The organism is Klebsiella pneumoniae complex sp. WS1778, from assembly GCF_049472055.1.
Classification (GTDB): Bacteria; Pseudomonadota; Gammaproteobacteria; order Enterobacterales; family Enterobacteriaceae; genus Klebsiella; species Klebsiella quasipneumoniae.
Map to the genome: position 1 here is coordinate 870,696 of NZ_JBKGTJ010000001.1, position 21,643 is coordinate 892,338.

The 21,643-nt window shown below is 58.8% G+C and carries 22 protein-coding genes and 1 riboswitch; of the genes, 6 read left to right on the top strand and 16 right to left on the bottom strand.

The features are described 5' to 3' along the window. Nucleotides 1-172: 172 nt before the first annotated feature. Nucleotides 173-805: a LysE family translocator gene (locus tag ACLEXF_RS04490; protein WP_043519625.1), complete on the bottom strand. Its 633-nt coding sequence runs from the start codon at nucleotides 803-805 to the stop codon at nucleotides 173-175. Nucleotides 806-822: 17 nt separating this feature from the next. Continuing rightward, nucleotides 823-902: riboswitch (ZMP/ZTP riboswitch) on the bottom strand. A gap of 343 nt (nucleotides 903-1,245) precedes the next feature. On the opposite strand from ACLEXF_RS04490, the gene katG reads away from it, so the two are divergent. Then, entirely contained in the window at nucleotides 1,246-3,423 is a 2,178-nt protein-coding gene (katG, locus tag ACLEXF_RS04495; protein WP_004202604.1) for a catalase/peroxidase HPI, read from the top strand. A 33-nt stretch (nucleotides 3,424-3,456) separates the two neighbouring features. On the opposite strand, the gene zapE is transcribed toward katG, so the two are convergent. Further along, nucleotides 3,457-4,518, bottom strand: a complete 1,062-nt coding sequence (gene zapE, locus ACLEXF_RS04500; protein WP_156234393.1) for a cell division protein ZapE — start codon at nucleotides 4,516-4,518, stop codon at nucleotides 3,457-3,459. Between the two features lie 96 nt (nucleotides 4,519-4,614). Further along, nucleotides 4,615-5,295 (bottom strand): MgtC family protein, encoded by a 681-nt coding sequence (locus ACLEXF_RS04505; RefSeq protein ID WP_004202612.1) that lies wholly within the window; start codon nucleotides 5,293-5,295, stop codon nucleotides 4,615-4,617. 599 nt (nucleotides 5,296-5,894) lie between these two features. On the opposite strand from ACLEXF_RS04505, the gene ACLEXF_RS04510 reads away from it, so the two are divergent. Further along, nucleotides 5,895-7,301 (top strand): MFS transporter, encoded by a 1,407-nt coding sequence (locus tag ACLEXF_RS04510; protein WP_043519626.1) that lies wholly within the window; start codon nucleotides 5,895-5,897, stop codon nucleotides 7,299-7,301. 8 nt (nucleotides 7,302-7,309) lie between these two features. On the opposite strand, the gene ACLEXF_RS04515 is transcribed toward ACLEXF_RS04510, so the two are convergent. The 4 genes from ACLEXF_RS04515 to ACLEXF_RS04530 all read right to left on the bottom strand — a co-directional run bounded on the left by ACLEXF_RS04515 (nucleotide 7,310) and on the right by ACLEXF_RS04530 (nucleotide 13,062). After that, nucleotides 7,310-8,191 carry a LysR family transcriptional regulator gene (locus tag ACLEXF_RS04515; protein WP_023318340.1) on the bottom strand — a complete coding sequence of 294 codons (882 nt, stop codon included), beginning with the start codon at nucleotides 8,189-8,191 and terminating at the stop codon, nucleotides 7,310-7,312. A 146-nt stretch (nucleotides 8,192-8,337) separates the two neighbouring features. Beyond that, the gene (locus ACLEXF_RS04520; protein ID WP_043519627.1) at nucleotides 8,338-10,638 is read right to left on the bottom strand and encodes an FdhF/YdeP family oxidoreductase; all 2,301 of its coding nucleotides are present in this window, start codon (nucleotides 10,636-10,638) and stop codon (nucleotides 8,338-8,340) included. 321 nt (nucleotides 10,639-10,959) lie between these two features. Further along, nucleotides 10,960-11,877 carry a bestrophin family protein gene (locus ACLEXF_RS04525; RefSeq protein ID WP_153678631.1) on the bottom strand — a complete coding sequence of 306 codons (918 nt, stop codon included), beginning with the start codon at nucleotides 11,875-11,877 and terminating at the stop codon, nucleotides 10,960-10,962. Between the two features lie 243 nt (nucleotides 11,878-12,120). Further along, the gene (locus ACLEXF_RS04530; RefSeq protein ID WP_017900540.1) at nucleotides 12,121-13,062 is read right to left on the bottom strand and encodes a cation diffusion facilitator family transporter; all 942 of its coding nucleotides are present in this window, start codon (nucleotides 13,060-13,062) and stop codon (nucleotides 12,121-12,123) included. Nucleotides 13,063-13,284: 222 nt separating this feature from the next. On the opposite strand from ACLEXF_RS04530, the gene ACLEXF_RS04535 reads away from it, so the two are divergent. After that, nucleotides 13,285-13,971 carry an ABC transporter substrate-binding protein gene (locus ACLEXF_RS04535; RefSeq protein ID WP_017900539.1) on the top strand — a complete coding sequence of 229 codons (687 nt, stop codon included), beginning with the start codon at nucleotides 13,285-13,287 and terminating at the stop codon, nucleotides 13,969-13,971. Nucleotide 13,972: 1 nt separating this feature from the next. Here ACLEXF_RS04535 and ACLEXF_RS04540 read toward each other — a convergent pair whose 3' ends face one another. The 4 genes from ACLEXF_RS04540 to ACLEXF_RS04555 all read right to left on the bottom strand — a co-directional run bounded on the left by ACLEXF_RS04540 (nucleotide 13,973) and on the right by ACLEXF_RS04555 (nucleotide 16,068). Next, complete coding sequence (locus ACLEXF_RS04540) at nucleotides 13,973-14,842, bottom strand: oxygenase MpaB family protein (protein WP_017900538.1); 870 nt, start codon at nucleotides 14,840-14,842, stop codon at nucleotides 13,973-13,975. 113 nt (nucleotides 14,843-14,955) lie between these two features. Next, the gene (locus ACLEXF_RS04545; protein ID WP_043519629.1) at nucleotides 14,956-15,387 is read right to left on the bottom strand and encodes an OsmC family protein; all 432 of its coding nucleotides are present in this window, start codon (nucleotides 15,385-15,387) and stop codon (nucleotides 14,956-14,958) included. 114 nt (nucleotides 15,388-15,501) lie between these two features. Then, nucleotides 15,502-15,648, bottom strand: coding sequence for a hypothetical protein (locus ACLEXF_RS04550; protein WP_017900537.1), 147 nt, complete (start codon nucleotides 15,646-15,648; stop codon nucleotides 15,502-15,504). A 15-nt stretch (nucleotides 15,649-15,663) separates the two neighbouring features. Beyond that, nucleotides 15,664-16,068, bottom strand: coding sequence for a YdeI family stress tolerance OB fold protein (locus ACLEXF_RS04555; RefSeq protein WP_004202632.1), 405 nt, complete (start codon nucleotides 16,066-16,068; stop codon nucleotides 15,664-15,666). Between the two features lie 144 nt (nucleotides 16,069-16,212). Between ACLEXF_RS04555 and ACLEXF_RS04560 the strand changes: the two genes are divergently transcribed. The 3 genes from ACLEXF_RS04560 to ACLEXF_RS04570 all read left to right on the top strand — a co-directional run bounded on the left by ACLEXF_RS04560 (nucleotide 16,213) and on the right by ACLEXF_RS04570 (nucleotide 18,487). After that, complete coding sequence (locus ACLEXF_RS04560; protein ID WP_004202633.1) at nucleotides 16,213-16,716, top strand: hypothetical protein; 504 nt, start codon at nucleotides 16,213-16,215, stop codon at nucleotides 16,714-16,716. An 8-nt stretch (nucleotides 16,717-16,724) separates the two neighbouring features. Continuing rightward, a complete protein-coding gene (locus tag ACLEXF_RS04565; protein WP_004202634.1) occupies nucleotides 16,725-17,171 on the top strand; it encodes a DUF421 domain-containing protein in 447 nt (148 codons plus the stop codon). Between the two features lie 320 nt (nucleotides 17,172-17,491). Next, complete coding sequence (locus ACLEXF_RS04570; protein WP_043519630.1) at nucleotides 17,492-18,487, top strand: SDR family oxidoreductase; 996 nt, start codon at nucleotides 17,492-17,494, stop codon at nucleotides 18,485-18,487. Here ACLEXF_RS04570 and ACLEXF_RS04575 read toward each other — a convergent pair. From ACLEXF_RS04575 to ACLEXF_RS04595, 5 genes are all read right to left on the bottom strand, one after another. Beyond that, nucleotides 18,484-20,109 (bottom strand): alpha-amylase family protein, encoded by a 1,626-nt coding sequence (locus ACLEXF_RS04575; RefSeq protein ID WP_423265733.1) that lies wholly within the window; start codon nucleotides 20,107-20,109, stop codon nucleotides 18,484-18,486. The two genes, ACLEXF_RS04570 and ACLEXF_RS04575, sit on opposite strands and share 4 nt — an antisense overlap. Nucleotides 20,110-20,148: 39 nt before the next feature. Further along, complete coding sequence (locus ACLEXF_RS04580) at nucleotides 20,149-20,322, bottom strand: hypothetical protein (RefSeq protein WP_043519631.1); 174 nt, start codon at nucleotides 20,320-20,322, stop codon at nucleotides 20,149-20,151. Between the two features lie 16 nt (nucleotides 20,323-20,338). Continuing rightward, on the bottom strand, nucleotides 20,339-20,845 hold the full coding sequence (locus tag ACLEXF_RS04585; RefSeq protein WP_004202639.1) for a ferritin-like domain-containing protein: 507 nt from the start codon (nucleotides 20,843-20,845) through the stop codon (nucleotides 20,339-20,341). 23 nt (nucleotides 20,846-20,868) lie between these two features. Then, the gene (locus tag ACLEXF_RS04590; RefSeq protein WP_004202641.1) at nucleotides 20,869-21,084 is read right to left on the bottom strand and encodes a hypothetical protein; all 216 of its coding nucleotides are present in this window, start codon (nucleotides 21,082-21,084) and stop codon (nucleotides 20,869-20,871) included. A gap of 366 nt (nucleotides 21,085-21,450) precedes the next feature. Next, on the bottom strand, nucleotides 21,451-21,636 hold the full coding sequence (locus ACLEXF_RS04595; RefSeq protein ID WP_004143718.1) for a general stress protein: 186 nt from the start codon (nucleotides 21,634-21,636) through the stop codon (nucleotides 21,451-21,453). Between the last annotated feature and the right edge of the window lie 7 nt (nucleotides 21,637-21,643).

Genomic DNA, 21,643 nt, shown 5'->3' on the forward strand with positions numbered 1-21,643 from the left:
GGAAGCATAGCCTTATCGCGGCGTTAGCCCTACTGAAAGGTTGCTAATGATCTGGCAGAAATGTTTCAGCATGTTAGAGCCTGGAGAGCCTTTCTCTGTGGCAGAAAGGCGTCAGGGTGCGAGGTTAGCCAGCGACGGATATCGCTGGCCTCCCTTTTCCCGACAAACCCGGTTATTTTCTGGCCTCAAAAGCGATCTTAACCGCCATTCCGGCCAGTACCGTCGCCATCAGCCAGCGTTGAAATTGTTGCCAGCCCGGCCGCCGGCTAAGAAATAACGCCACCTGCCCGGCCAGCAAGATAATCAGGCCGTTCACCGCCACACTGATTAATACCTGAGTACAGCCTAACATTAACGACTGGCTGAGCACGCTACCGAGTCCGGGGGTGACAAACTGCGGCAGCAGGGACAAATAGAGGATAGCAACCTTGGGGTTCGCCAGGCTGGTGATAAATCCCATCAGAAACAGCTTACGCCCACTGTCCGCAGGTAATTCACGCACCGCGAATATCGGCCTCCCTCCTGGTTTTATCGCCTGCCACGCCAGATAGAGCAAATAAGCGACCCCGCATAAACGCAAGGCATCGTAGGCATAAGGGACCGCGAAAACCAACGCGGTAATGCCGAAAGCGGCACACAGCATATAGAAGAAAAAGCCCACGGCAACCCCGGCAAGGGAGATAAAGCCAGCGCGTTTTCCCTGGCAAATCGAACGCGAAGTGAGATACATCATATTGGGGCCGGGGGTTAACACTAATCCCAGCGCCACCGCGGCAAAGGCCATTAATGAAGCGAATTCAGGCATAACTTATCTCCAGATAGCGGTAATGCCCAGGCGCGCGGCGACGTCGACCATGCTCCCCAACAGTATTCTGTCTTTAGCGCCAGTCACATGGTGTCTAAGTATTAGCTTATTCTGTGTCCGCCAACAACCCCTGCGCCGGGCATTCGTTACGCTCGCTCAGCGGAAAACCCTCATCCTTTTCTCATAGTAAAATTGTCATATCTCAAACAATTAGCATTCCTTCGGCCCGATTGACGCAGATCGTTTCCTTTGCCGTCTCGTTACGTCTATGGTTAATGGTGAGGTGTATTTTTTACCCCTGGATCCGCCAGGTCATATAAGAGGGTGTTTCGCCCTTCGTTGAACGGAATTAGCTATTAAATCCGTAGACTCATTCAAATATCGCTTATTGGTAGCAGTGTATATCGTAACGGCATTCACAAAAGCAAACGGAGCCTGATATGAGCACGTCTAACGACCCATCCAACAACGCATCCGCCGGAAAGTGCCCTTTCCACGCCGAGACGCCCAAGCAGAGCGCCGGCAGCGGCACCGGCAACCGCGACTGGTGGCCTAACCAGCTGCGTGTCGATCTGCTGAACCAGCACTCCAGTCGTTCCAACCCGTTGGGTGAGGATTTTAACTACAGGGAAGAGTTTAAAAAGCTCGATTACTCCGCGCTGAAGGCTGACCTCAGAGCGCTGCTGACCGATTCGCAAGAGTGGTGGCCAGCAGACTGGGGCAGCTATATCGGTCTGTTTATTCGTATGGCCTGGCACGGCGCCGGCACCTACCGCACCGTTGACGGTCGCGGCGGCGCGGGTCGTGGGCAGCAGCGCTTTGCGCCGCTGAACTCCTGGCCTGACAACGTCAGCCTAGATAAGGCCCGCCGTCTGCTGTGGCCGGTGAAACAGAAATATGGCCAGAAAATCTCCTGGGCCGACCTTTACATGCTGGCGGGTAACGTGGCGCTGGAAAACGCCGGCTTCCGCACCTTCGGTTTTGGCGCCGGTCGTGAAGATGTCTGGGAACCGGATCTGGACGTTGACTGGGGCGATGAGAAAGAGTGGCTGGCCCACCGTCACCCGGAAAGCCTGGCGAAACAGGCCATCGGCGCCACCGAAATGGGGCTGATTTACGTTAACCCGGAAGGACCGAACGCCAGCGGCGAGCCGCTGTCCGCCGCCGCGGCCATTCGCGCCACCTTCGGCAATATGGCGATGGACGATGAAGAAATAGTCGCGCTGATCGCCGGCGGCCACACGCTGGGTAAAACCCATGGCGCCGCAGAAACCAGCCACGTCGGCGCCGAGCCGGAAGCCGCGCCGCTGGAAGCACAGGGCCTGGGCTGGCACTCCAGCTACGGCAGCGGCGCAGGCGCGGATGCCATTACCTCCGGTCTGGAAGTGGTCTGGACGCAGACGCCCACCCAGTGGAGCAACTATTTTTTCGAGAACCTGTTCAAATACGAATGGGTGCAGACCCGCAGCCCGGCGGGCGCTATCCAGTTCGAAGCCAAAGACGCCCCGGAAATTATCCCGGATCCGTTTAACCCGGGGAAAAAGCGCAAACCGACCATGCTGGTCACCGACCTGACCCTGCGCTTCGACCCGGAGTTTGAGAAGATCTCCCGTCGCTTCCTCAACGACCCGCAGGCTTTTAACGAGGCCTTCGCCCGGGCGTGGTTCAAGCTGACCCACCGCGATATGGGGCCGAAATCCCGTTACCTCGGGCCGGAAGTGCCAAAAGAAGATCTGATTTGGCAGGATCCGCTGCCGGCGGCCACCCATCAGCCGAGCGCGGAAGACATCGCCAGCCTGAAAACCGCCATCGCCGGCGCCGGCCTGTCGGTGAGTGAGCTGGTATCGGTGGCCTGGGCCTCTGCCTCCACCTTCCGCGGCGGCGATAAGCGCGGCGGCGCCAACGGCGCGCGTCTGGCGCTGGCCCCGCAGAAAGACTGGCCGGTCAATGCTATCGCCAGCCGGGTGCTGCCGACCCTGCAGGCGATCCAGCGCGCTTCCGGCAAAGCGTCGCTGGCCGATATCATCGTGCTGGCTGGCGTGGTCGGCGTTGAGCAGGCTGCGGCGGCGGCCGGCGTCAGCGTCAACGTGCCGTTTACCCCTGGTCGCGTCGACGCCCTGCCTGAGCAGACCGACGTCGAGTCGTTTGACCTGCTGCAGCCGCTGGCGGATGGCTTCCGCAACTACCGTCGCATCGAGGGCGGTGTGTCGACGGAAACGCTGCTGATCGATAAAGCGCAGCAGCTGACCTTAACCGCTCCGGAGATGACGGTTCTGGTGGGTGGACTGCGCGTGCTGGGCGCCAACTACGACGGCAGCAAACACGGGGTGTTTACCGACCGCGTCGGCGTGCTCAGCAATGACTTCTTCGTCAACCTGCTGGATATGGCCACCGTCTGGAAACCGGCCGATGATCGGGCGGAGCTGTTTACCGGCAGCGACCGTAAAACCGGCGAAGCGAAGTACAGCGCCACCCGCGTGGATCTGGTGTTTGGCTCCAACTCGGTCCTTCGCGCCCTGGCGGAAGTGTACGCCTGCGCCGACGGGCAGCAGAAGCTGGTGCATGACTTTGTCGCCGCCTGGACCAAGGTGATGAACCTCGACCGTTTCGACCTGTGATCCCCTCGCCCCGGCACCCGCCGGGGCTTTTTTTTATACCGCCCGCGGCAGCTGTTGCAGGCGGCTCCGCGTTCGCTGAATATCCTCCAGTTCCACCCCGGCCACCAGCGTCTCCAGGTCGCAGCGGGTCACCAGCAGCAGGCGGATCTGCTTTTCATACAACACATCAATCACGTTGATAAAGCGCTGCTGGGCCGCCGGCCCAACCGTGGCTAGCGGCGGCACCTCGTCCAGCAACCAGACGGCATAACGTTCGCTGAGCGCCAGATAGTCCATCACCGCCGTGGCGGCCTGGCAGAGCTGGGCAAAAGAGAAATGGAGCAAGGCGGGTGACGCCGCGGCCGCCTGCAGCGTGCGGTAGCCTACCTCCAGCGGGACCGGTTCGGCAGGCAGCGAGGGCAGCTCGTACAGCTGACGCTGTGATTCGCCCGGGTTAACCCACAGCCGCCCGCTGCAGAAGGCGTTATCCTGGCTCAGATGCCGTTCGCGATAATCCTCCTCGCCGTTAAGCGCGACGACCGCCAGGTGGGCGCGGATCAGCGCGATCGACGGTAAAAAGCGATCGTGATACAGCGGATTAGGCAGCAGCATCTCCGGCGGGTAGTTAGAGGTAGCCAGCAGCACGATGCCCCGTTGAAAAAGGTGTTCCAGCAGCGCCTTCATCAGCATGGCGTCGCCGGGGTCGTGAAGATGAAATTCGTCGAAACACAGCAGGCGGCAGCCGGAGGTCATCTGCATCATCACCGTCTGCAGGCCAGGCGCGCCGGGGGCATTCAGCCGCTGGTGCAGTTCGCGGAAGAAGTGATGAAAATGGACCCGACGCCGGGCGGCAAGCGGCAGGCTGGCAAAAAAGTGGTCGAGAATATAGCTTTTCCCTCGCCCGGTGCGTCCCCAGACGTACAGTCCCTGCGGCGTGCCGAGCGCGGACAACAACTGCTGGCCCAGGGCGTCCAGGCGAGCGATGAGCGACAGCTGATCGTTGTCCAGCGTCAGACGGGCACGCGCCGCCTGCTCGGCCATCACGCGGGTAAAGCGAAAATCAGCCGTCGTCATAGTCTGGCCAGATTCCGACGGCACACATCCATTATTTAACATTCTTATAACCTCCGGCAGGAGGCCATTCTAGCCGCTTTCCCACGGGTTGGCGAATCGCGCGGCCAGCGGCCGTTTCCGCTGCCCCGCCGCCTGTCTCTATGCTTCTCCGACGCGCCAGTGTACCGAGGTGACGTTCTGCTGAACGCCAACCTGCGCCATAATCTGCGCCAGCGTTTTCTGATGCTGCTTATGGCTAATCAGCTCCGCGCAAATCTCCAGCTGATCAGCCGTGTCTGCTGCCGCCGACTGTAATCCCTGCAGGGTGAACCTCTGCTGCTGAGCAATATTCAGCAGCAGCTGACGCACGGCCTTTTCATGCTCGCGCAAACAGGTGACGCGTAAGATATAGCGTTTTTCTTCGTCACCGGCGCCCGGCAAGGCATGAATACGCTGCGCCGCTTCGCGGAGCAGGATGTTGGCGCACAGAATAATCAGCGTCGCCGCCGTCGCGTTCCAGAACTGCCCCAGGCCGCAAAGGACACCGATACCGGCCGAGCACCACAGGGTAGCGGCGGTATTGAGGCCGCGAACGTTCATGCCATCGCGCATAATCACTCCCGCCCCCAGGAAGCCGATACCGGAGACGATCTGCGCCGCAATGCGCCCCGGGCTGTCCGGCGAGGCCGACATCGCGCTAAGAATAAACACCGCCGCGCCGGTGGCCACCAGCGCATTGGTCCGCAAACCGGCCATACGTTGCCGCCATTGTCTTTCCGCGCCGATCAGCGCTCCCAGCAGCATTGCCGCGAGTAAATGTGTCATATAAGGAAATACCATCGCGCCTTCCTCCAGATAACAGAAAGCAATAAAAATGTATTGATGTCGCGCTCAGCCGCGCCGGGCAATTAGCGGGCGGATGATGGTGGAGGAAATAAGGTGGTGGGAAACAGAAACATAACGATGCCTCTCGCGTTCGGTCGCGAATCACTACATTCAGGGAGGCAATCCGGTAATCAAAGATTGCTGCCCGCCGGTTCGGCAAGCAGCGAAAATAGTCGCGTTAACTTGCCGGAGAATAACAATAAGGATGACTGTCCAACGCATGACTCCTGTATGAAAGTGGGCACATTATAGCCCGGCGCAATAGCGGGTAAAGCGGGAAAACGCCGCCAGTGAGGATTCGTTTACTCTGTCTGGCCCTGGGCCTGGCCCTGCGCAGCGCGACATCGCCTGGCGGAGAACATTGCCGCCCACGGTGATTTACTTCAATTCTTCCCTTAGCGTGCGGCGAAAAGCAGCAGGAATATCATCTTTTACCCTGCATGGCGCGATCTTGCGCTAAAGATTGCCGTTAACGCTAAAGATTAAAAATTTAAAACTATTAACAATCACTTAACATTAGCAGGCAAACCATTCTTCCTGAGGAACACAACACCATGTCTACCACCCAGGTTCTCGGCGAATCGCCCTATGCATCGCCAGGACAACCGCACGCCAGCTTAACCGGACGCATTGACGCGCTGCCCGCCTCCTTCGGGTTATGGTCGTTTATCACCCTACTCTCCCTCGGCGGCTTCTTTGAGCTCTACGATTTGTTCCAGACCGGGTACATCAGCGCGGGCCTGCTGGCGGAGGGTATTTTCCACACCGGCGCGGCGGGGATCTTTGGCATCGCCGATCAGGCGGCCTTTGCCTCCGCCACCTTTATGGGGCTGTTTATCGGCGCGAGTCTGCTGGCGCCGCTGGCGGACAAGCTAGGGCGCCGCCTGACCTTTATGGTGGCGCTCGCCTGGTACGGCTTTTTCTCGCTGCTGATGGCGACCCAGAGCAGTGCGGAAGGGGTGATCTTCTTCCGCTTTCTGGTGGGAATCGGCCTCGGCATTGAGCTGGTGACCATTGACACCTACCTCAGCGAATGGGTACCTACCCACCTGCGCAATAAAGCCTTCGCCTTTGCCTTCTTTATTCAGTTCTTGTCGGTTCCGGCGGTAGCGCTGATGTCCTGGATATTGGTGCCAACCACCCTCTTCGGCCTCAGCGGCTGGCGCTGGGTGATCATCTTCGGTGCGCTGTTCTCGCTGGCGATCTGGTTTATCCGCAAAAAGCTGCCGGAGTCAGCCCGCTGGCTGGAAACCAAAGGGCGGCATGATGAAGCGCATGCGGTGATGTGCGCCATGGAAGCCCGCTGCGGCCTGACGCCGTCGCCGAAGCATGCGCAGGCGGCACAGAGCGTCGTCAAACGCGGCACCTTCGGCGAAATCTGGGCGCCGCAGTATCGGCAGCGCACCCTGATGCTGATGGTGATGAATTTCTTCCAGGCGATCGGTTTCTTCGGCTTTGGCAACTGGCTGCCGGCGCTGCTCTCCGGTCAGGGGGCCAGTATCACCCACAGTCTGCTGTACGCCTTCTTTATCACTCTCGCCTATCCGCTGGGCTGCCTGTTCTGCACCCGCTTCGTGCATCGCTTTGAGAACAAGTGGCAGATCGTACTCTCCGCGCTGATGACCGTCATCTTCGGCACCCTGTTTGCGCTGCAAAACAATCCTATCCTGCTGGTGATCTGCGGGTTTATGATCACCTGGTCCAACGCCTGGCTGACCATCAGCTACCACGCCTACCAGGCCGAGGTCTTCCCGACCCATATTCGCGCCCGCGCCGTCGGCTTCTGCTACTCGTTCAGTCGTCTCTCGACCGCGGTGACCAGCATCCTGATCGGCATTATTCTGCAATATGCCGGCACGCCGGGGGTGATTAGCTTTATCGTCGTCAGTATGCTGATGGTGATGCTGTCGGTGGGGATCTTCGGCCCGAGAACCCGGGGCATTCGACTGGAGAATATCTGAGGCTGGCCTCAGCCAAAAATCCCCTGCGCCTCGGCGAAGCATTTTTCCGCCAGGGACGAGACCGGCTCCTGCTGGCGCATAATCAGCGCCAGCTGCGAATCGACCTGGCTTTCGGCGATGGGCAGGATCTCAAGATTATCGCTTAGCGCTTCGAGGCCGTTGTTAAGCGGCATAATGGCGCAGCAGATCCCCGCCTGCACCGCCTGGATAATCTGAAACGTTGAATCGCTTTCAAAGACAGACGTCGGGGTTAGCCCTTTGGCCTTAAAGCTGATTTCAATGGATTCCCGGTAGTACATTCCCTTGGTCAGAAAGCCAAGGGGCAGCGCCGCCAGCGTATCCCAGCCCGGCGTCCCGGCGCTGAAGTCGAAATGGCGTTTATCGTGCAGCAGTCCCATCCGGGTTTGCGGCAGCCGGGCGATCTTAAACAGGCGTTCATCCAGATGCTGCAGGTAACAGATCCCCAGGTCCAGCTGGTTGCGGCTAACGCCATCGATAATCTGCTCCGAGGTCATTGACAGCAGGCTGAACTGCAGCGCCGGGTACTTCTCCGCGAGGGGTTTAATCAGCTGCATCGGGTTGAGGCTCGCCAGTGGCACCATACCAACCCGCAGCTGGCCGACCATCTGCCCGCGACAGATGGCCGCCTCCGCCGCCAGGCCGTCATGGGCGGCAAGCACCGCTCGCGCCCAGGCGAGGATCCGCTCCCCCTCCGGGGTAAAACCTTCAAAGCGCTGCCCGCGCTGGATAAGGGTCAGGTTCAGCTCCTCTTCCAGATTACGAATGCGCATGGAGAGGGTCGGCTGGGTAATATGGCAGGCTGCCGCCGCCTGGCCAAAATGGCGCGTCTGATCGAGCGCGATCAAATACTTGAGTTGCTTAATATCCATTCTCTTTCCCGTTTGAACCCCGCCGTTCACCCCCGGGGCCGCGCACAGGTTACCAGAATGTTAGTTTCATCACCGATAAATTCAAGCGAGGACAGGAGGGGCGACGGGGCGCAGGACGGCGCAACGCCGCCCAACGCCCTGCTTCTTTAACGCACGCCAGCCAGCGGGCGGATCTCTTTCGAGCGCAGCGTCAGGCGGACAGGAACTGACTTATAGGAGGGCGTACCGCTCTCTTCATCCAGATAGTTCAAGGGCACCAGCACGTTGGCTTCCGGATAATAGGCGCCGACGGTGCCGGGCGCGATGCCGTAGGCCACCACGGTGATATCTCTGAGCGTCAATGCGCTGCCCGGCAGCGCGGTGTGGATATCCACCCGATCGCCATGCTCCAGGCCCTGGGCGGCCATATCCTGCTCGTTCATAAACAGCACGTCGCGACGGCCAAAAACGCCGCGGTAACGGTCATCCATAGCGTAGATGGTGGTGTTGTACTGGTCGTGGCTGCGCAGGGTCACTAAGCGCATCACATCCTCGCCCTCCACCACCACGTTCTCATGCACGCCTTTGAAAACCGAGAACATGGCTTTGCCGGTGGCGGTAGGCCAGATGCGCTCGGTCGGCGGCAGCGGCATGCGAAAGCCCCCTGGGTGACGAATGCGCTGGTTGTAATCCTCGAACCCCGGAATGGTCTGTTCGATCAGATCGCGAATGCGGTCGTAATCTTCCACCAGATACAGCCAGTCGACTTTGCTGGCCGGCAGTGTGGCCTTCGCCAGACCGGCGACAATCGCCGGCTCCGAGCGCAGCGTCGGCGAGGCGGGCTTAAGCTTGCCTGAGGAGGCATGTACCATCGACATCGAATCCTCGACGGTGATCGACTGTCGGCCGCTGGCCTGCAGGTCAAGCTCGGTGCGGCCCAGACACGGCAGAATAAAGGTCTCTTTCGCCGTCAGCAGGTGCGAGCGGTTGAGCTTGGTGCCGACGTGAACGCTGAGCTCAAGGTTGCGCATCGCCGGGAAAGCGCGTTCGTGATCCGGCATCGCCACGGCGAAGTTGCCCCCGAGGCAGATCAGGGCTTTGGCGTCGCCAGCGATCATGGCCTCCAGCGCCTTCACCGCATCGTGACCATGATGCCGCGGCGGCACGATCCCCATCACCCGCTGCAGGCTGTCGAGGAAGGCCGCAGTGGGTTTTTCGCTGATCCCGACGGTGCGGTTTCCCTGCACGTTTGAATGGCCGCGTAATGGGCAGATCCCGGCTCCTGGCTTGCCGATATTGCCGCGCATCAGCAGCAGGTCGGCAATCAGCCGGACGTTGGAGGTGCCTTTATTATGCTGGGTGATGCCCATGCCGTAGGTGACGATGGTGGCCGTGGATTTGGCGTAGGCCACGGCGACCTGGGTTAGCGACTCGCGCGTCAGACCGGACTCCTGCTCAATATCCTGCCAGCGGGTGGCGTGCAGATCCTCGGCGAAGGCGGCGAACCCCTGGGTATGTTGCGCAATAAACGCGTGGTCGAGCACCTGGCCCTGCTCCTCCTCCAGCTGCAGCAGCGCTTTGGCGATCCCTTTCAGCGCCGCCGCGTCGCCGCCGGCCCGTACCTGGTAGTAGGTCGACGCGATCGGCGTCGAGCGATATGTCGCCATCTCCATCACGTTCTGCGGGTCGGCAAAACGCTCCAGCGCCCGCTCACGCAATGGGTTAAAAACGATAATCGGCACACCCCGGCGGGAAAGCTCATGCAGAGTGCCCATCATCCGCGGATGGTTGGTGCCCGGATTATGGCCGATGGAGATCACCAGCTCGGTCTGGTCAAAATCGTCGAGGGAGACGGTGCCTTTGCCAATGCCGATCGACTGCGGCAGGCCCACGCTGGTGGATTCATGGCACATGTTAGAGCAGTCGGGAAAGTTATTGGTGCCGTACTCGCGGGCAAACAGCTGAAACAGCCACGCCGCTTCATTGGAGGCCCGTCCGGAGGTGTAGAATTCAACTTCATCTGGCTGCAGGCCGCGAAGGATCTCGCCGATACGGGCGAAGGCCGCCTCCCACGCCACCGGTCGCAGGGTATCGCTGGCGCGGTCGTAGACCAAAGGATGGGTTAAGCGGCCATAGCCCTCCAGTTCAAAATCGCTTTTCGCCAGCAGGGAGGTCACGGTGTTAGCCGCGAGGAACGCTGGCGTCACCCGTTTGGTGGTCGCCTCCCAGGTAACGGCTTTGGCGCCATTTTCGCAAAACTGAAAAGTGGATTTATGCTCTTTATCCGGCCAGGCGCAGCCCGGGCAGTCAAACCCATCCGGCTGGTTAGTTCGCAGCAGCGTGGCGGGCGCCTCGAAGGCATCCATCTGGGTACGCACGGCAATGGCCGTGGCCTTCAGCGCGCCCCACCCGCCTGCCGGACCGTCATAGGGGTGAACACCGGGAACCGCGCGTCTTTTATTGGTCATCTTTTTACTCCTGCTGCTCTGTTCTGGCCGCCGCCGGCCGAAAAAAAGCGTGCGACGACCCCGGCGACGAGGCGTGGTGTGCGCGGCGTCACCTGATAAGAATGCTGTTTCTCAAGGATAGTACGATGGGAAAGCGTAGGTACTGCGTTTGTTAACCGAATAATAACATACGCCACAAATCTGTATAATTGATGTTATCTATCGGGTGTTAAATTTAACTTATTTGCAAATTTTGCCTTTATCGCCGCCCTCTGCGCGGCGGGTCACGCGGGGACGGGAAAGTGATGACCGGGCAGCGGAAACTGCCCGGCGCGCAGGGGTTCAGGTCAGGTTGAAGTAACGGTCCGGACGCAGCGTCTCCGGCAGCGGATGTTGACCGGTCATGTCGAGCAGATTGCGCTCAATGGTGTTGCACATCGCGTTCAGCGGCAGGTCGTTGGCGGCGGTGCCGAAAGGATCCTCCAGCTCTTCCGCCAGCGAATCCCAGGATAAAAAGGTGTAGGAGATAAAGACCGAGACAAACGGCGTCATGTAGTGAAGATCCCCGACCAGGGCGAACGGCAGCAGCGTGCAGAACAGGTACACGGTGCGCTGCAGGATCAGGGTATAGGCGAACGGCACCGGGGTGGTGGCCAGCCTTTCGCAGCCGCCCAGCACGTGCGCCAGCTCATCAAGCTTATTGTCCATCAGCCCGTAGGTGATGTCGCTCAGCTTGCCCGCCTCGCGCAGCTGGCCAATTTCGTTACCGGCCAGCAGCAGGATCCGGTTGGTGGGCATCGAACTGGCGAGGATCTCCATCACCCTCTCCTCGGGCAGCAGCCGCCGCAGGTCAGCCGTCGGATCGGTTTTGCGCAGCTGGTGCTTCAGGCTCCAGCTGAAGGCCACCAGATAGCTGACGATGCGCTGATGGGCATCGTGTTCCGCCGGCAGGATATTGCGCAGCTGGCGCACCAGGGTACGTTCGGCGATAAGCACCGTCCCCCACAGATTGCGCGCCTCGACGAAGCGGCTATAGCTGGCGCTGTTGCGAAAGCCGAGGAAAATCGCTATCGCGATGCCCAGCAGACTGAACGGCGCCACCGTTAAGTGGATCCCCAGCTGCGCGTACCATTGATAGCTGATAATGGCGATGATGGACATCAGCACATTAAGCAGCAGACGAAAGATGATTTTTGACAGCACGGAGCCGTGCCAGTCAAATAGGCGAAGAAACCAGTGTTGTTCTGGCCGAATGATCATTGTCTGACTTCCTGAATTACCGCTCTGGTCATTATCTCGAAATAAAGAATAGAGATTATCTATGAACCGATTGGTTTATTTTATCGTTAACTGCAACGGGCAGATCTGCGCCATTATTTAGCGATGGTAATGGCCGGCTCAGTATGAGCCTTATTTATCGTTCAGGCAATCAATGCGCGGGCGGAAGGCGCGAGGAATAATGGCTCAGGGATAAAATAACCGCTGAGCCAGTCTATTTTCCGCTTATGACGTCAGGCAGTTTGCCTCCTCCGGCGAACTGGCAACCGCCGCGCAGGGATCGAGATGCACCATCACATTAAGCACCGGATGCTGCGCCATGACCCGCTCCCGCGCCTGCCGGGCAATCTGATGCCCTTCAGCGACCGACAGCTCTCCGGCTACCTCGAGATGGACATCCACCAGCACCAGATCCCCCGCCTTACGGGTTTTCAAATCGTGCAGACCCGCCACGCCCGGCGTGGCCCGCAGCGTGCCGGCGATTGCCCGCTGCGTCTCTTCATCGACAGCGCGGTCCATTAAATCGTGCAGCGCGGTGGCGGCGAAACGATAGCCCATCCGCGTAATCACCAGCCCTACCGCCAGCGCGGCGAGCGGGTCGAACCAGGCGAACCCGGCCAGATTACCGATAATCCCCAGCGCCACCACCAGTGATGACGCGGCGTCGGAGCGGGCATGCCAGGCGTTGGCGATGAGCAGCGAGGAGTTCAGCCGCCTGGCGGCCGCCAGCATATAGCGAAACAGCCCCTCTTTGACCACCAGCGCCGTCAGCGCCATCCACAGCGCCACGCTGTGCACCGGCGGAATCGTCTGCGGTTGCGCGAGATGACCCGCGGCAGACCACAGCATACCGACCCCGACCAGCACCAGAATCGCGCCGAGGACCAGAGAGGCGCCGTTCTCATAACGCCAGTGGCCATAATGGTGATCGTGGTCAGACGGTCGGCGACTCTTTTTATTCGCCACCAGCACGACGCCATCGGCGAGCAGATCGGAAAAAGAGTGCATGCCATCGGCAATTAACCCCTGGGAACCAGAATATATTCCCACCGCAATCTGCAACGCGGAGAGAAAAATATTGACCACCACGCTAACCAGGGTACTCCTTCGCGCCTGCTCAGAACGCTGATGATATTTATTATCATTTTCAAAATTATGTTGTGCCATTATTTCTCTCCCTCAGTGAGCGGGAAGAATAAACTGACAAGCTGAGTTTATGCTTAACAATATAAAAGCCATTGCCTTGCTGTTTAACGAAATCGCTGCGGTCGTTAATTACTGTATTCTGAAAGTGTGGCCCCGGAGGTACAACCGCGCGCGGATGGACTATCTTTTCACTGGCGACCAACAGGTCGGGCCACCTTCTCTTAGCCACCACAGGAGTCAGCGATGTCAGCAATCACACCATCCCGGCTGCGTTTTGCCATTAATCTGGGCAATGCGGTACTGGCCCATCCTGGAGAAAACGGCGAGCCGACAGGCATTACCCCCGAGCTCAGCCATCGACTGGCGCAGCGCTGGGGCGTCGTCGCCGAGTTCGTCACCTATCCTGCCGCCGGTAAAGTGGTGGCCGACGCCGGCGGCGAACGCTGGGATATCGCCTTTCTGGCCATCGACCCGGCGAGGGAGGCGACCCTGCGCTTTACTTCTCCCTATATCACCATTCAGGGGACCGCGCTGGTGAGAGCCGGTTCGCCCTGCCAGAGCGTGGCCGATATGGATCGCCCGGCAACCACGATTAACGTCGGGCAAAACGCCGCCTACGATCTGTGGCTCACCCGCCATCTGCAGCACGCCAGCCTGAATCGTCTCCCCTCCTCGCAGGAGGCCATCGACGCCTTCCTCGCCGGTGAAGGGGATATGGTCGCTGGCATCCGTCAGCCGCTGGAGGCGACAGCGCGCCGCCATCCGGGGGTGCGGGTCTTAGCGGATAATTTTACCGAGATCCAGCAGGCCATCTGCGTCGCCCGGGATGATGTGGTCCGCTTTAGCGCGGTGAATGACGCGTTGGACGAATGGCGGGCGGACGGTAGCCTGGAGGCGCTGATTGCCCGGCACCTGGGCAAGGCGGGCTGAATCACGCCTCCGCCATCCGGCGCATGGCGCAATGCCAGGCGCCGTTACGTACCGAGGCGCGCAGCACGCGGGCGATGGCCAGTACCATCAGACGCGTCGTGCGCCGCTGCAGCGGCGTCAGCGACAGTCCCAGCATCTCCTGCGCCCATGGCGGCAGAAGATCGATCCCGGCCCGCATCATCACCTGGCCAACCGGCTGACTCAGGCGACCCGGCAGACGGGTGGTGAGCAGCACCTCGGCTACCTCCCGGGTACGTTCGTCACAGCGCAGCTGCGGCCGCATCGCCTCAAGATAGTCCGCGACCTCATTCGGCGTCTGGGGAATATCTTTGGCTCCCAGCCGACGAGCGATCTCCGCCGACTCGCGAAAATAGTCCTCCTGGCGCTGGACGCTGACCACCGTCCGCTTGTAGCGCAGGTGGGAGGCCATAAAGCGGCTGCACTCAGCGACATGCACCCAGGTCAACAGCGCCGGGTCGCTTGCCTGATACGGCGTGCCGTCCTTGTCCACCCCGGCGATCCGCTGATGGATCCCCTGCACTTTGGCGATCAACCGCTCGGCGTCGGGGGTGGCGGCGAAGGTGGTAGCGGAGATAAACTGACTGGTGCGACGCAGGCGGCCAAAGATATCCTCGCGGAAACGGGAGTGGTCCCAGACGCCGGCCAGCGCCAGGGGGTGCAGCATCTGCAGCAACAGCGCGCTAATGCCGCCGCACAGCATTGAGGTAAAATCGCCATGCACCTGCCAGATGGCTGATTGCGGACCAAAAAGCCCCGGCTCCCCTTTGGGCTGTTCAAAATCAATCTCTTTTAGCGCCATGCCGGTCAGGCCGAGCACCTGCGCCTCGATCATTCCGCGAATGCCGATCATTCTGGAGTCCCTTACGTTTACCAAAGGACCAAAGATACCACTATTGCGCAACGTGGGCAGTGACAGGGAGAGAGATCGCGGGAACGGTGCCCGCAGAGTGCGGGCACAACAGCTTATGGATTTAGCTGGTAGTCAAGGGTGATATTGGCTTTCAGCACCTGTGATACCGGGCAGCCGGCCTTCGCTTTCTGGATGATCTTATCGAACGCCGCCGGCGCAACGCCGGGCAGGACAATCTGGCTTTGCAACGCGATGTCGGTTATTGCAAACCCACCGTCGGTTTTATTAAGGGTGACCACTGCGGTGGTGTCGATGGACGTCGCGGTATAGCCCTCTTCGCTGAGCATCAACGATAGGGCCATCGAGAAGCAGGCGGCATGTGCGGCGCCGATCAGCTCTTCGGGGTTGGTGCCTTTCACCCCTTCAAAACGGGTATTAAAGCCGTAGGGCTGCTGGCTCAGCGCCCCGCTCTCCGTCGACACGGTGCCTTTGCCATGCTTGAGATCGCCTTCCCAGTGCGCCAGCCCTTTCTTATGAATCGCCATATGACTCCTCCTGTGATGATGTCGAACAAAAAGTATAGTGCCTGATGCTGAACCTGCTTCTATTCTGCGGCCCGCCGCATCAGCGTTCCCAAAAGGTTCCCGTTGCGGATGACGCTAACGGCCATCGTGAGGATGGTAAGGATCGGTTTTGTCATCCTCGCTGTCGTCCCGTTTACGCGGCACTTCGCCATGTTCGTCAGGCGCCTCGCGCGCAGGGTGTTTCCCGCGCTCCTCGTCATGCGGGTGGGATGTTGTGCTCATACCGGTAAGCTCCCCTTACTTAGGCGACTGTTTGAGCAGGCGATCGATACGTACTACCGGCGGCGTCATTTTGCGATCAAGGCTGCCGTTAATACTGACCAGATCGTCAGGCTCTACGTGCTGTTCATTAAACGCGGCAACCGGAATAATGGCGGTGATGGTGCCGCTTTTATCGCGAAACTGATAACGGTCATCCCCCTGTCGGGTGAGCAGATTGCCGCGCAGGGAAACCGTGGCGCCGTCGTGCATGGTTTTCGCCTGCTCAACGGTCATGATCCGCCCCTCCTCGACGCCGCGATAGCCGTCATCGAGTTTGTGCGGCGGCGGCGGCGCGGCATCCTGGCTAAAACCGCCTTTATCGTCCGCCTGCGCGACCGCGGCGGCAAACAAACAGGCCATGGCCAAGGCTAATTTTTTCATCATGCCTCCTTGTTTTTGCTGATGAACAGATTAAAGCCTGGCTGAGGCTGGCCATTTTTACAAAGTCAATTGTTCTGATATCGTCTAATATAAGAATGTCCTTATCGTTACGCTGATGGCGAAACGAAACGCGGGGAAATAATAATGACTGAGAATCAACAACCTTGTCACATCGTCGACGAGAATGAACAGGCCCTCCGCTTTGAATATCGCTTCAGGCGCTATGGGATAATTGTTCTCAGCCTCATCATTCTTACCGCATTAAGCGGCCTGTGGTCCTCCGGATATTTCAGTGAGGCGCACCGGGAAAGCCCTGAAGGTGAATTACGCGTCGATTACCAGCGTTATGCCAGACTGATGAGTGAAACCGAACTGAATATTCAAATCAAACCCACGCAGGAAAATGATACGACGATCAGTTTCGCCGCCACGTTATTAACCCGTTACCAGGTTGGCGATATCCGCCCGCAGCCGGATAAGATGTACAGTGCCGACGGGAAATTACATCTGGTGTATCAGCGGACAACCAGCCGCTCGCCGCAATCGGTATGGTTATCTATTACCCCCAAAACGATAGGCAATATTTCCCTGCAGGCGGCAGTCAACGATCGCCCTGCCGTCAGCTGGCAACAGTTTGTCTATCCGTAGGAGTCGCGATGGAAATGGTCCTCAGAGCCGCAGCAATCTATCTGATCCTGCTGATTATTTTCAAGATTGCCGGTAGACGAACCCTGATGCAGTTAACCAATTTTGACCTGATACTGCTGCTGATTATCAGTGAAGCGACCCAGCAGGCGATGCTCAGCACAGACTATTCCGTTACCGGTTCGATGCTGACTATCGTCACCCTGGTCAGTATTGATATTTTATTCGGCTATATTAAGAAAAAATTTGCCCAGGCGGAAAATTTTCTGGATGGCACGCCGGTTATCGTAGTGGAAAATGGTGCTGTCATCGATGAGAAAATGAAGCTCGTCAATATTTCTGTCGATGATATTCTGCTGGCGGCCAGGCAGCACCATGGGATTTATGAACTGAAAGCGATAAAATTCGCTATTCTCGAACGTAACGGCCAGATATCCATTATTCCGGAACAGGAATAACACCGGCTTAGCTATTTATCGCGCTCCGGTTGTTTATCCCCCGATTCCGGGGCGCGGGTGGCGTCGTCCTCTTCTTTTTCAACGCTACGCGTGTTTACTGTCAACATTTTTCCTCCTCGCGGGTTGTCAAGTATCTTACAGATTATAGAACCTTAACGTCTGCTTATGCAGAAACAGGCCAGAGTCATCAGGATATGTCGCCTGATTCACACTGCGCTTATTCCAGGATATTTCCCACCTCACCGTCGTTATTTATGCTTAATAATGATTAGATCCGTGCAGCTTAAATTTACGATAGCGAAACAATTAATGAGGTCACTATGTCCGTGATGGTTATTACCGGCGGAACCGCCGGGGCAGGAAAAGCCACCGCGCTGCGTTTCGCCCGCGCAGGGTATCACGTGGCGCTGATCGCCCGCGATGAAACGGGTCTGCAGGAGACGCAGCAGGCTTGTGAACGTTTCGGCGTCAAAACGCTGGCGATTAGCGCCGATGTCGCCGATGCCGGGGCCGTGCAGCGCGCCGCCGCCGAGGTGGAAGCCACCCTCGGCGCCATAGACGTCTGGATCAATAACGCCATGACCACCGTGCTGGCGCCCTTTCGGCAGATGAGCGACGACGAATTTCGCCGGGTGACGGAGGTGACCTATCTCGGCTATGTCAACGGCACCCGCGCGGCGCTCGAGGTCATGACGCCCCGGGATCGGGGGGTGATTATTCAGGCTGGATCGGCGCTGGCCTGGCGCTCGATCCCCCTGCAGTCGGCCTATTGCGGCGCGAAAGCGGCGATCCGCGGCTTCACCGATGCCGTGCGCACCGAGCTAATGCATGAGGAAAACCACATCCAGTTGACCATGGTCCAGCTGCCGGGGATGAACACTGCTCAGTTTGGCTGGGCGCGCAACAAAATGGAGCAGGCCATGCAGCCGGTACCGCCGGTCTATCAGCCGGAGGTCGCCGCTGAGGCCATCTACAGCGTGATCCAGCGGCCGGTGAACGAGCTGTGGGTGGGGAAAAGCACCATCCAGTCGATCCTCGGCCAGATCTTCTTCCCCCGTCTGCTTGATCGGCTGATGGTGAAAAAAGCGTGGGAGGAACAGTTTACCGGCCAGCCGAAGCCGGCAGAACATCAGGACGACCTGTTCACGCCAGTGCGCGGCAATCATCCCGGACACGGCCCCTTTAACGATGGCGCGCGGCGTAAAGCGGTGACCATCAGCGCCGATCTTCCGGGTAAAGTGGCTGCCGGCGTCGGTGTGGCGGTGGCGACGATGGCCCTGCGGGCATTGTTCCGCCGACCAGGAAGACGGCGCTAAAGCAGGCTGCGGCTGAACCAGCGGTAACCATAGCCGGAGAGCGCCAGCCGCGCCTTTTCTCCGCCGTATAGCCCGTCCTGGTAGAACTTATCTTCCAGGATCGGGCTCCAGTAACCCTCGGCCAGCGGCGGGAGCTGGACCTCCACCGCCTGCTGGCTGCAGTTCGCCAGCATCAGCACCTCCCGCGATTCGCTGCGATAGCACAAGCCCAGCACCGCGGCTGGCTTCACCGTAATAAGGGTAAAAGGGATGGATCCCGGTTCAGTATATTCCGTGCGCGCCAGCACCATATTGCGTACCCGATGCAGTAGCGACCGGGGGTGGCGCAACGCCGCTTCGACATTGATCCGCTGGTAGCGAAACCGTCCACTGGCCACCGGTTTCACCGGCAAATCATCCGGCGCCGCCCGGGAAAAGCCGCCGTTGGGCGCGCCCGACCACTGCATCGGCGTTCGGACCGCGTAGCGCTCCGGTAAGCGCAGATCGTCGCCCATACCAATCTCGTCGCCATAGCGCATCACCGGCACGCCAGGCAGCCCGAGCAGGATGGCATGAGCCAGCGCGATGCGTCGGGTATCGCCATCCAGCATCGGCGCCAGCCGCCGGCGCACGCCGCGCTGGTAAACGGACATCGATTTATCAGGGGCAAAGGTGCGGATAACCTGGCGTTTGTTGCGTTCGCCAATCCCCTCAAGGTCCAGTTCATCATGGTTACGCAGCCAGTTGACGAAGCAGCATCCGTCCGGCGGGGCCACCATTGCCTGCAACGCCTTCACTACCGGGGTGGCGCGCTGCTGCGCCAGGCTGACATAGAGATATTTATTAAGCCAAAAATTGAGCACCATCTGCAGCCGATCGCCGCGGCCGAAATAATGGCGATAATCTTCCACTTCCACGTCCACTTCACCCAACAGTATCGCGTCGGGATTGAGGCGCTGCACGACCTGCCGGAGATGCGTCAACAGCGGGTAGCCCCGCGCCTCGTCGCCCTTCCCGGCCTGCTTCACCAGATGTGACGCCGCATCGAGGCGAAATCCTGACACCCCGGCCTGCAGCCAGAAGGTGATGATGTTTTCAATTTCAGCGATCACCGGCGGATGAGCGAGATTCAGGTCGGGCTCATGGCGATAAAACATATGTCGATAGTATTGTCCGGCCTGGTCGTCCCAGCTCCAGACGCTCTCCTCGACGCCGGGAAACATGGGAGGATCGTCGTTCTCCGGGGGCCGATCGGCCCAAAGATAGTATGGCCGCCACGGCGACCGGGGATCGCGTCGCGCCGCCTGAAACCACGGGTGCTGGGCAGAAGTATGCTGGATAACCAGCTCAACAATCACCCGCAGCCCCAGCTCCCGGGCGCGGGCAATCAGCTCAATCACGTCGGCGATGGTCCCGAAACGGGGATCGGGCTGCAAATGGTCGCTGATATCATAGCCATCATCCTGCAGTGGGGTAAGATAGAAAGGGGTCAGCCAGAGCACCGTCGCCCCCAGGCTACGAATGTAGTGCAGCTTTTGGCGTATACCGGCAAGATCGCCAAACCCATCGCCGTTGGCGTCGTAAAACAGAGCACTGTCAACCTGATAGATGACCGCTCTGTGAAACCACTCTTCCTGTTGCATCACTATCACCTTGCGTTCTGCCCGCCACTGTCAGCGTCCTCAGCGCGCCCTGCTGGTTTTCGTGCGCGTTTTGTCGACTGGCGATACGGGGTCGTGCTCTGCAGGTGGCACCCTGTTCGCCACCGCGTCCACCAGCGCCTGCTGCCTGGCGGTTAATTTCAGCGGAACCGCTTTGTCTGTGGCGAGGATCGCGATGGTGTGGCGCTTAACCATGATTGACTCCGGCGGCTTATTGTCCGGACTCAACGCCGGGCAGAGAGTTATGCATCAGATATTGTCCGGTCAGCGCCGGCAGATGATGCAGCAGCCAGTCAGCCATCCCTCTCTCTTCGGCAAGGATCCCTTCCAGAGTCGGCATCGCGCTATGGTCCCCCACGCGCTTCGCCGCCGTTAATAAAGCGGTATAGCAGGCGACCTCAAAATGGGCAAAAACGTAGGCGGTGATAATGAGTTTAATGAGCTCATCGCCGGGTAGCATGATGCCGATAGTCTGGCCCAGGGCTGCGACCCGGCTCATCGCATCCTTCAGCGCCGAGCGGGAAATATGGTTGCGGGCGATAAGGTCCTGCAGAGCGGACAGTTGCCGACGAGTTTCATAAAGATGTTGTTCAAGGCGGGTTCGCAGTTGCGGTTCATTATCGAGGCGTCTGATGGTGGCCATAAGCAGTGACTCGGCCTGTTTTTCCATGGCATGGGCATCGCGAAGCCAGTTGTGGTAATTTTCACTATCCGTCATATACACCTCTGATCGTTAATTATTTATTTTGACGGGGAATCTTCATTCTCTTCCGCCGCCTGGTCAGCTCGCGCTGCGCTATATCCGGATAAATGTCCAACAATATTGGCATAAATACTGATGAGAATGACCCACAGGACGCTGTCTTTCCACCAGATTAACGAGGGTATCGCCAGGCCCACCCACATAACGGCGGCCACAAGATGACAGCGCTTAATAAATACCGGCGTCAGTTTCATTTTATTACCTTAGATCTGAACAATATTTAGCAAGCGGATGTGTTGCTACCCGCCCCTGGCGTCCGACGATTGACACCAGGCTTAAAATAGCTTACTTATGCACAGCGATAAAAAGCAGTACTGTTACGGATTGCTCCGAACCGTTATTTACTCACTCTTAGCGCTTCGCCGGCACAATGCCGTTGCGGTAATCAGTATTTAATTGTTAAGATGGCTGTAATTAAATTATTCTGCACCTCTTTTCCCGTCGCGGAGAATAGACAATAGCTGAGGGAAGCGTTTGCAAATAAACAGAAACCTGCGGACCCACAGGCCCACAGGTTTCTTTCCCGACACCGTCATAACGGCGTCACGGGTCATCAGTCATCAGCTGTCGCCGGATTTACGGCCGCCGCCATGGCTGTTCTTACCACCCTTTTTACCGGCTTCGGATGCACGCTCAGGATCATTTTTGAAGTTCCCGCCGCTGTGCTGCCCACCTTTACGCCCGGCTTCGGATGCTTTTTCACGATCTTCTGCAAAATTACCTGAACCGCCTCTATGCTCTGCCATAATTTTC

Coding starts and splice junctions, on each gene's coding strand:
- katG (WP_004202604.1), top strand. CDS start 1,246: ATGAGCACGTCTAACGACCCATCCAACAACGCATCCGCCGGAAAGTGC.
- ACLEXF_RS04490 (WP_043519625.1), bottom strand. CDS start 805: ATGCCTGAATTCGCTTCATTAATGGCCTTTGCCGCGGTGGCGCTGGGA.
- ACLEXF_RS04550 (WP_017900537.1), bottom strand. CDS start 15,648: ATGAGCACAACATCCCACCCGCATGACGAGGAGCGCGGGAAACACCCT.
- zapE (WP_156234393.1), bottom strand. CDS start 4,518: ATGTTAAATAATGGATGTGTGCCGTCGGAATCTGGCCAGACTATGACG.
- ACLEXF_RS04595 (WP_004143718.1), bottom strand. CDS start 21,636: ATGGCAGAGCATAGAGGCGGTTCAGGTAATTTTGCAGAAGATCGTGAA.
- ACLEXF_RS04515 (WP_023318340.1), bottom strand. CDS start 8,191: ATGGATATTAAGCAACTCAAGTATTTGATCGCGCTCGATCAGACGCGC.
- ACLEXF_RS04535 (WP_017900539.1), top strand. CDS start 13,285: ATGTCAGCAATCACACCATCCCGGCTGCGTTTTGCCATTAATCTGGGC.
- ACLEXF_RS04510 (WP_043519626.1), top strand. CDS start 5,895: ATGTCTACCACCCAGGTTCTCGGCGAATCGCCCTATGCATCGCCAGGA.
- ACLEXF_RS04530 (WP_017900540.1), bottom strand. CDS start 13,062: ATGGCACAACATAATTTTGAAAATGATAATAAATATCATCAGCGTTCT.
- ACLEXF_RS04520 (WP_043519627.1), bottom strand. CDS start 10,638: ATGACCAATAAAAGACGCGCGGTTCCCGGTGTTCACCCCTATGACGGT.
- ACLEXF_RS04555 (WP_004202632.1), bottom strand. CDS start 16,068: ATGAAAAAATTAGCCTTGGCCATGGCCTGTTTGTTTGCCGCCGCGGTC.
- ACLEXF_RS04540 (WP_017900538.1), bottom strand. CDS start 14,842: ATGATCGGCATTCGCGGAATGATCGAGGCGCAGGTGCTCGGCCTGACC.
- ACLEXF_RS04575 (WP_423265733.1), bottom strand. CDS start 20,109: ATGCAACAGGAAGAGTGGTTTCACAGAGCGGTCATCTATCAGGTTGAC.
- ACLEXF_RS04545 (WP_043519629.1), bottom strand. CDS start 15,387: ATGGCGATTCATAAGAAAGGGCTGGCGCACTGGGAAGGCGATCTCAAG.
- ACLEXF_RS04570 (WP_043519630.1), top strand. CDS start 17,492: ATGTCCGTGATGGTTATTACCGGCGGAACCGCCGGGGCAGGAAAAGCC.
- ACLEXF_RS04590 (WP_004202641.1), bottom strand. CDS start 21,084: ATGAAACTGACGCCGGTATTTATTAAGCGCTGTCATCTTGTGGCCGCC.
- ACLEXF_RS04565 (WP_004202634.1), top strand. CDS start 16,725: ATGGAAATGGTCCTCAGAGCCGCAGCAATCTATCTGATCCTGCTGATT.
- ACLEXF_RS04580 (WP_043519631.1), bottom strand. CDS start 20,322: ATGGTTAAGCGCCACACCATCGCGATCCTCGCCACAGACAAAGCGGTT.
- ACLEXF_RS04505 (WP_004202612.1), bottom strand. CDS start 5,295: ATGGTATTTCCTTATATGACACATTTACTCGCGGCAATGCTGCTGGGA.
- ACLEXF_RS04525 (WP_153678631.1), bottom strand. CDS start 11,877: ATGATCATTCGGCCAGAACAACACTGGTTTCTTCGCCTATTTGACTGG.
- ACLEXF_RS04585 (WP_004202639.1), bottom strand. CDS start 20,845: ATGACGGATAGTGAAAATTACCACAACTGGCTTCGCGATGCCCATGCC.
- ACLEXF_RS04560 (WP_004202633.1), top strand. CDS start 16,213: ATGACTGAGAATCAACAACCTTGTCACATCGTCGACGAGAATGAACAG.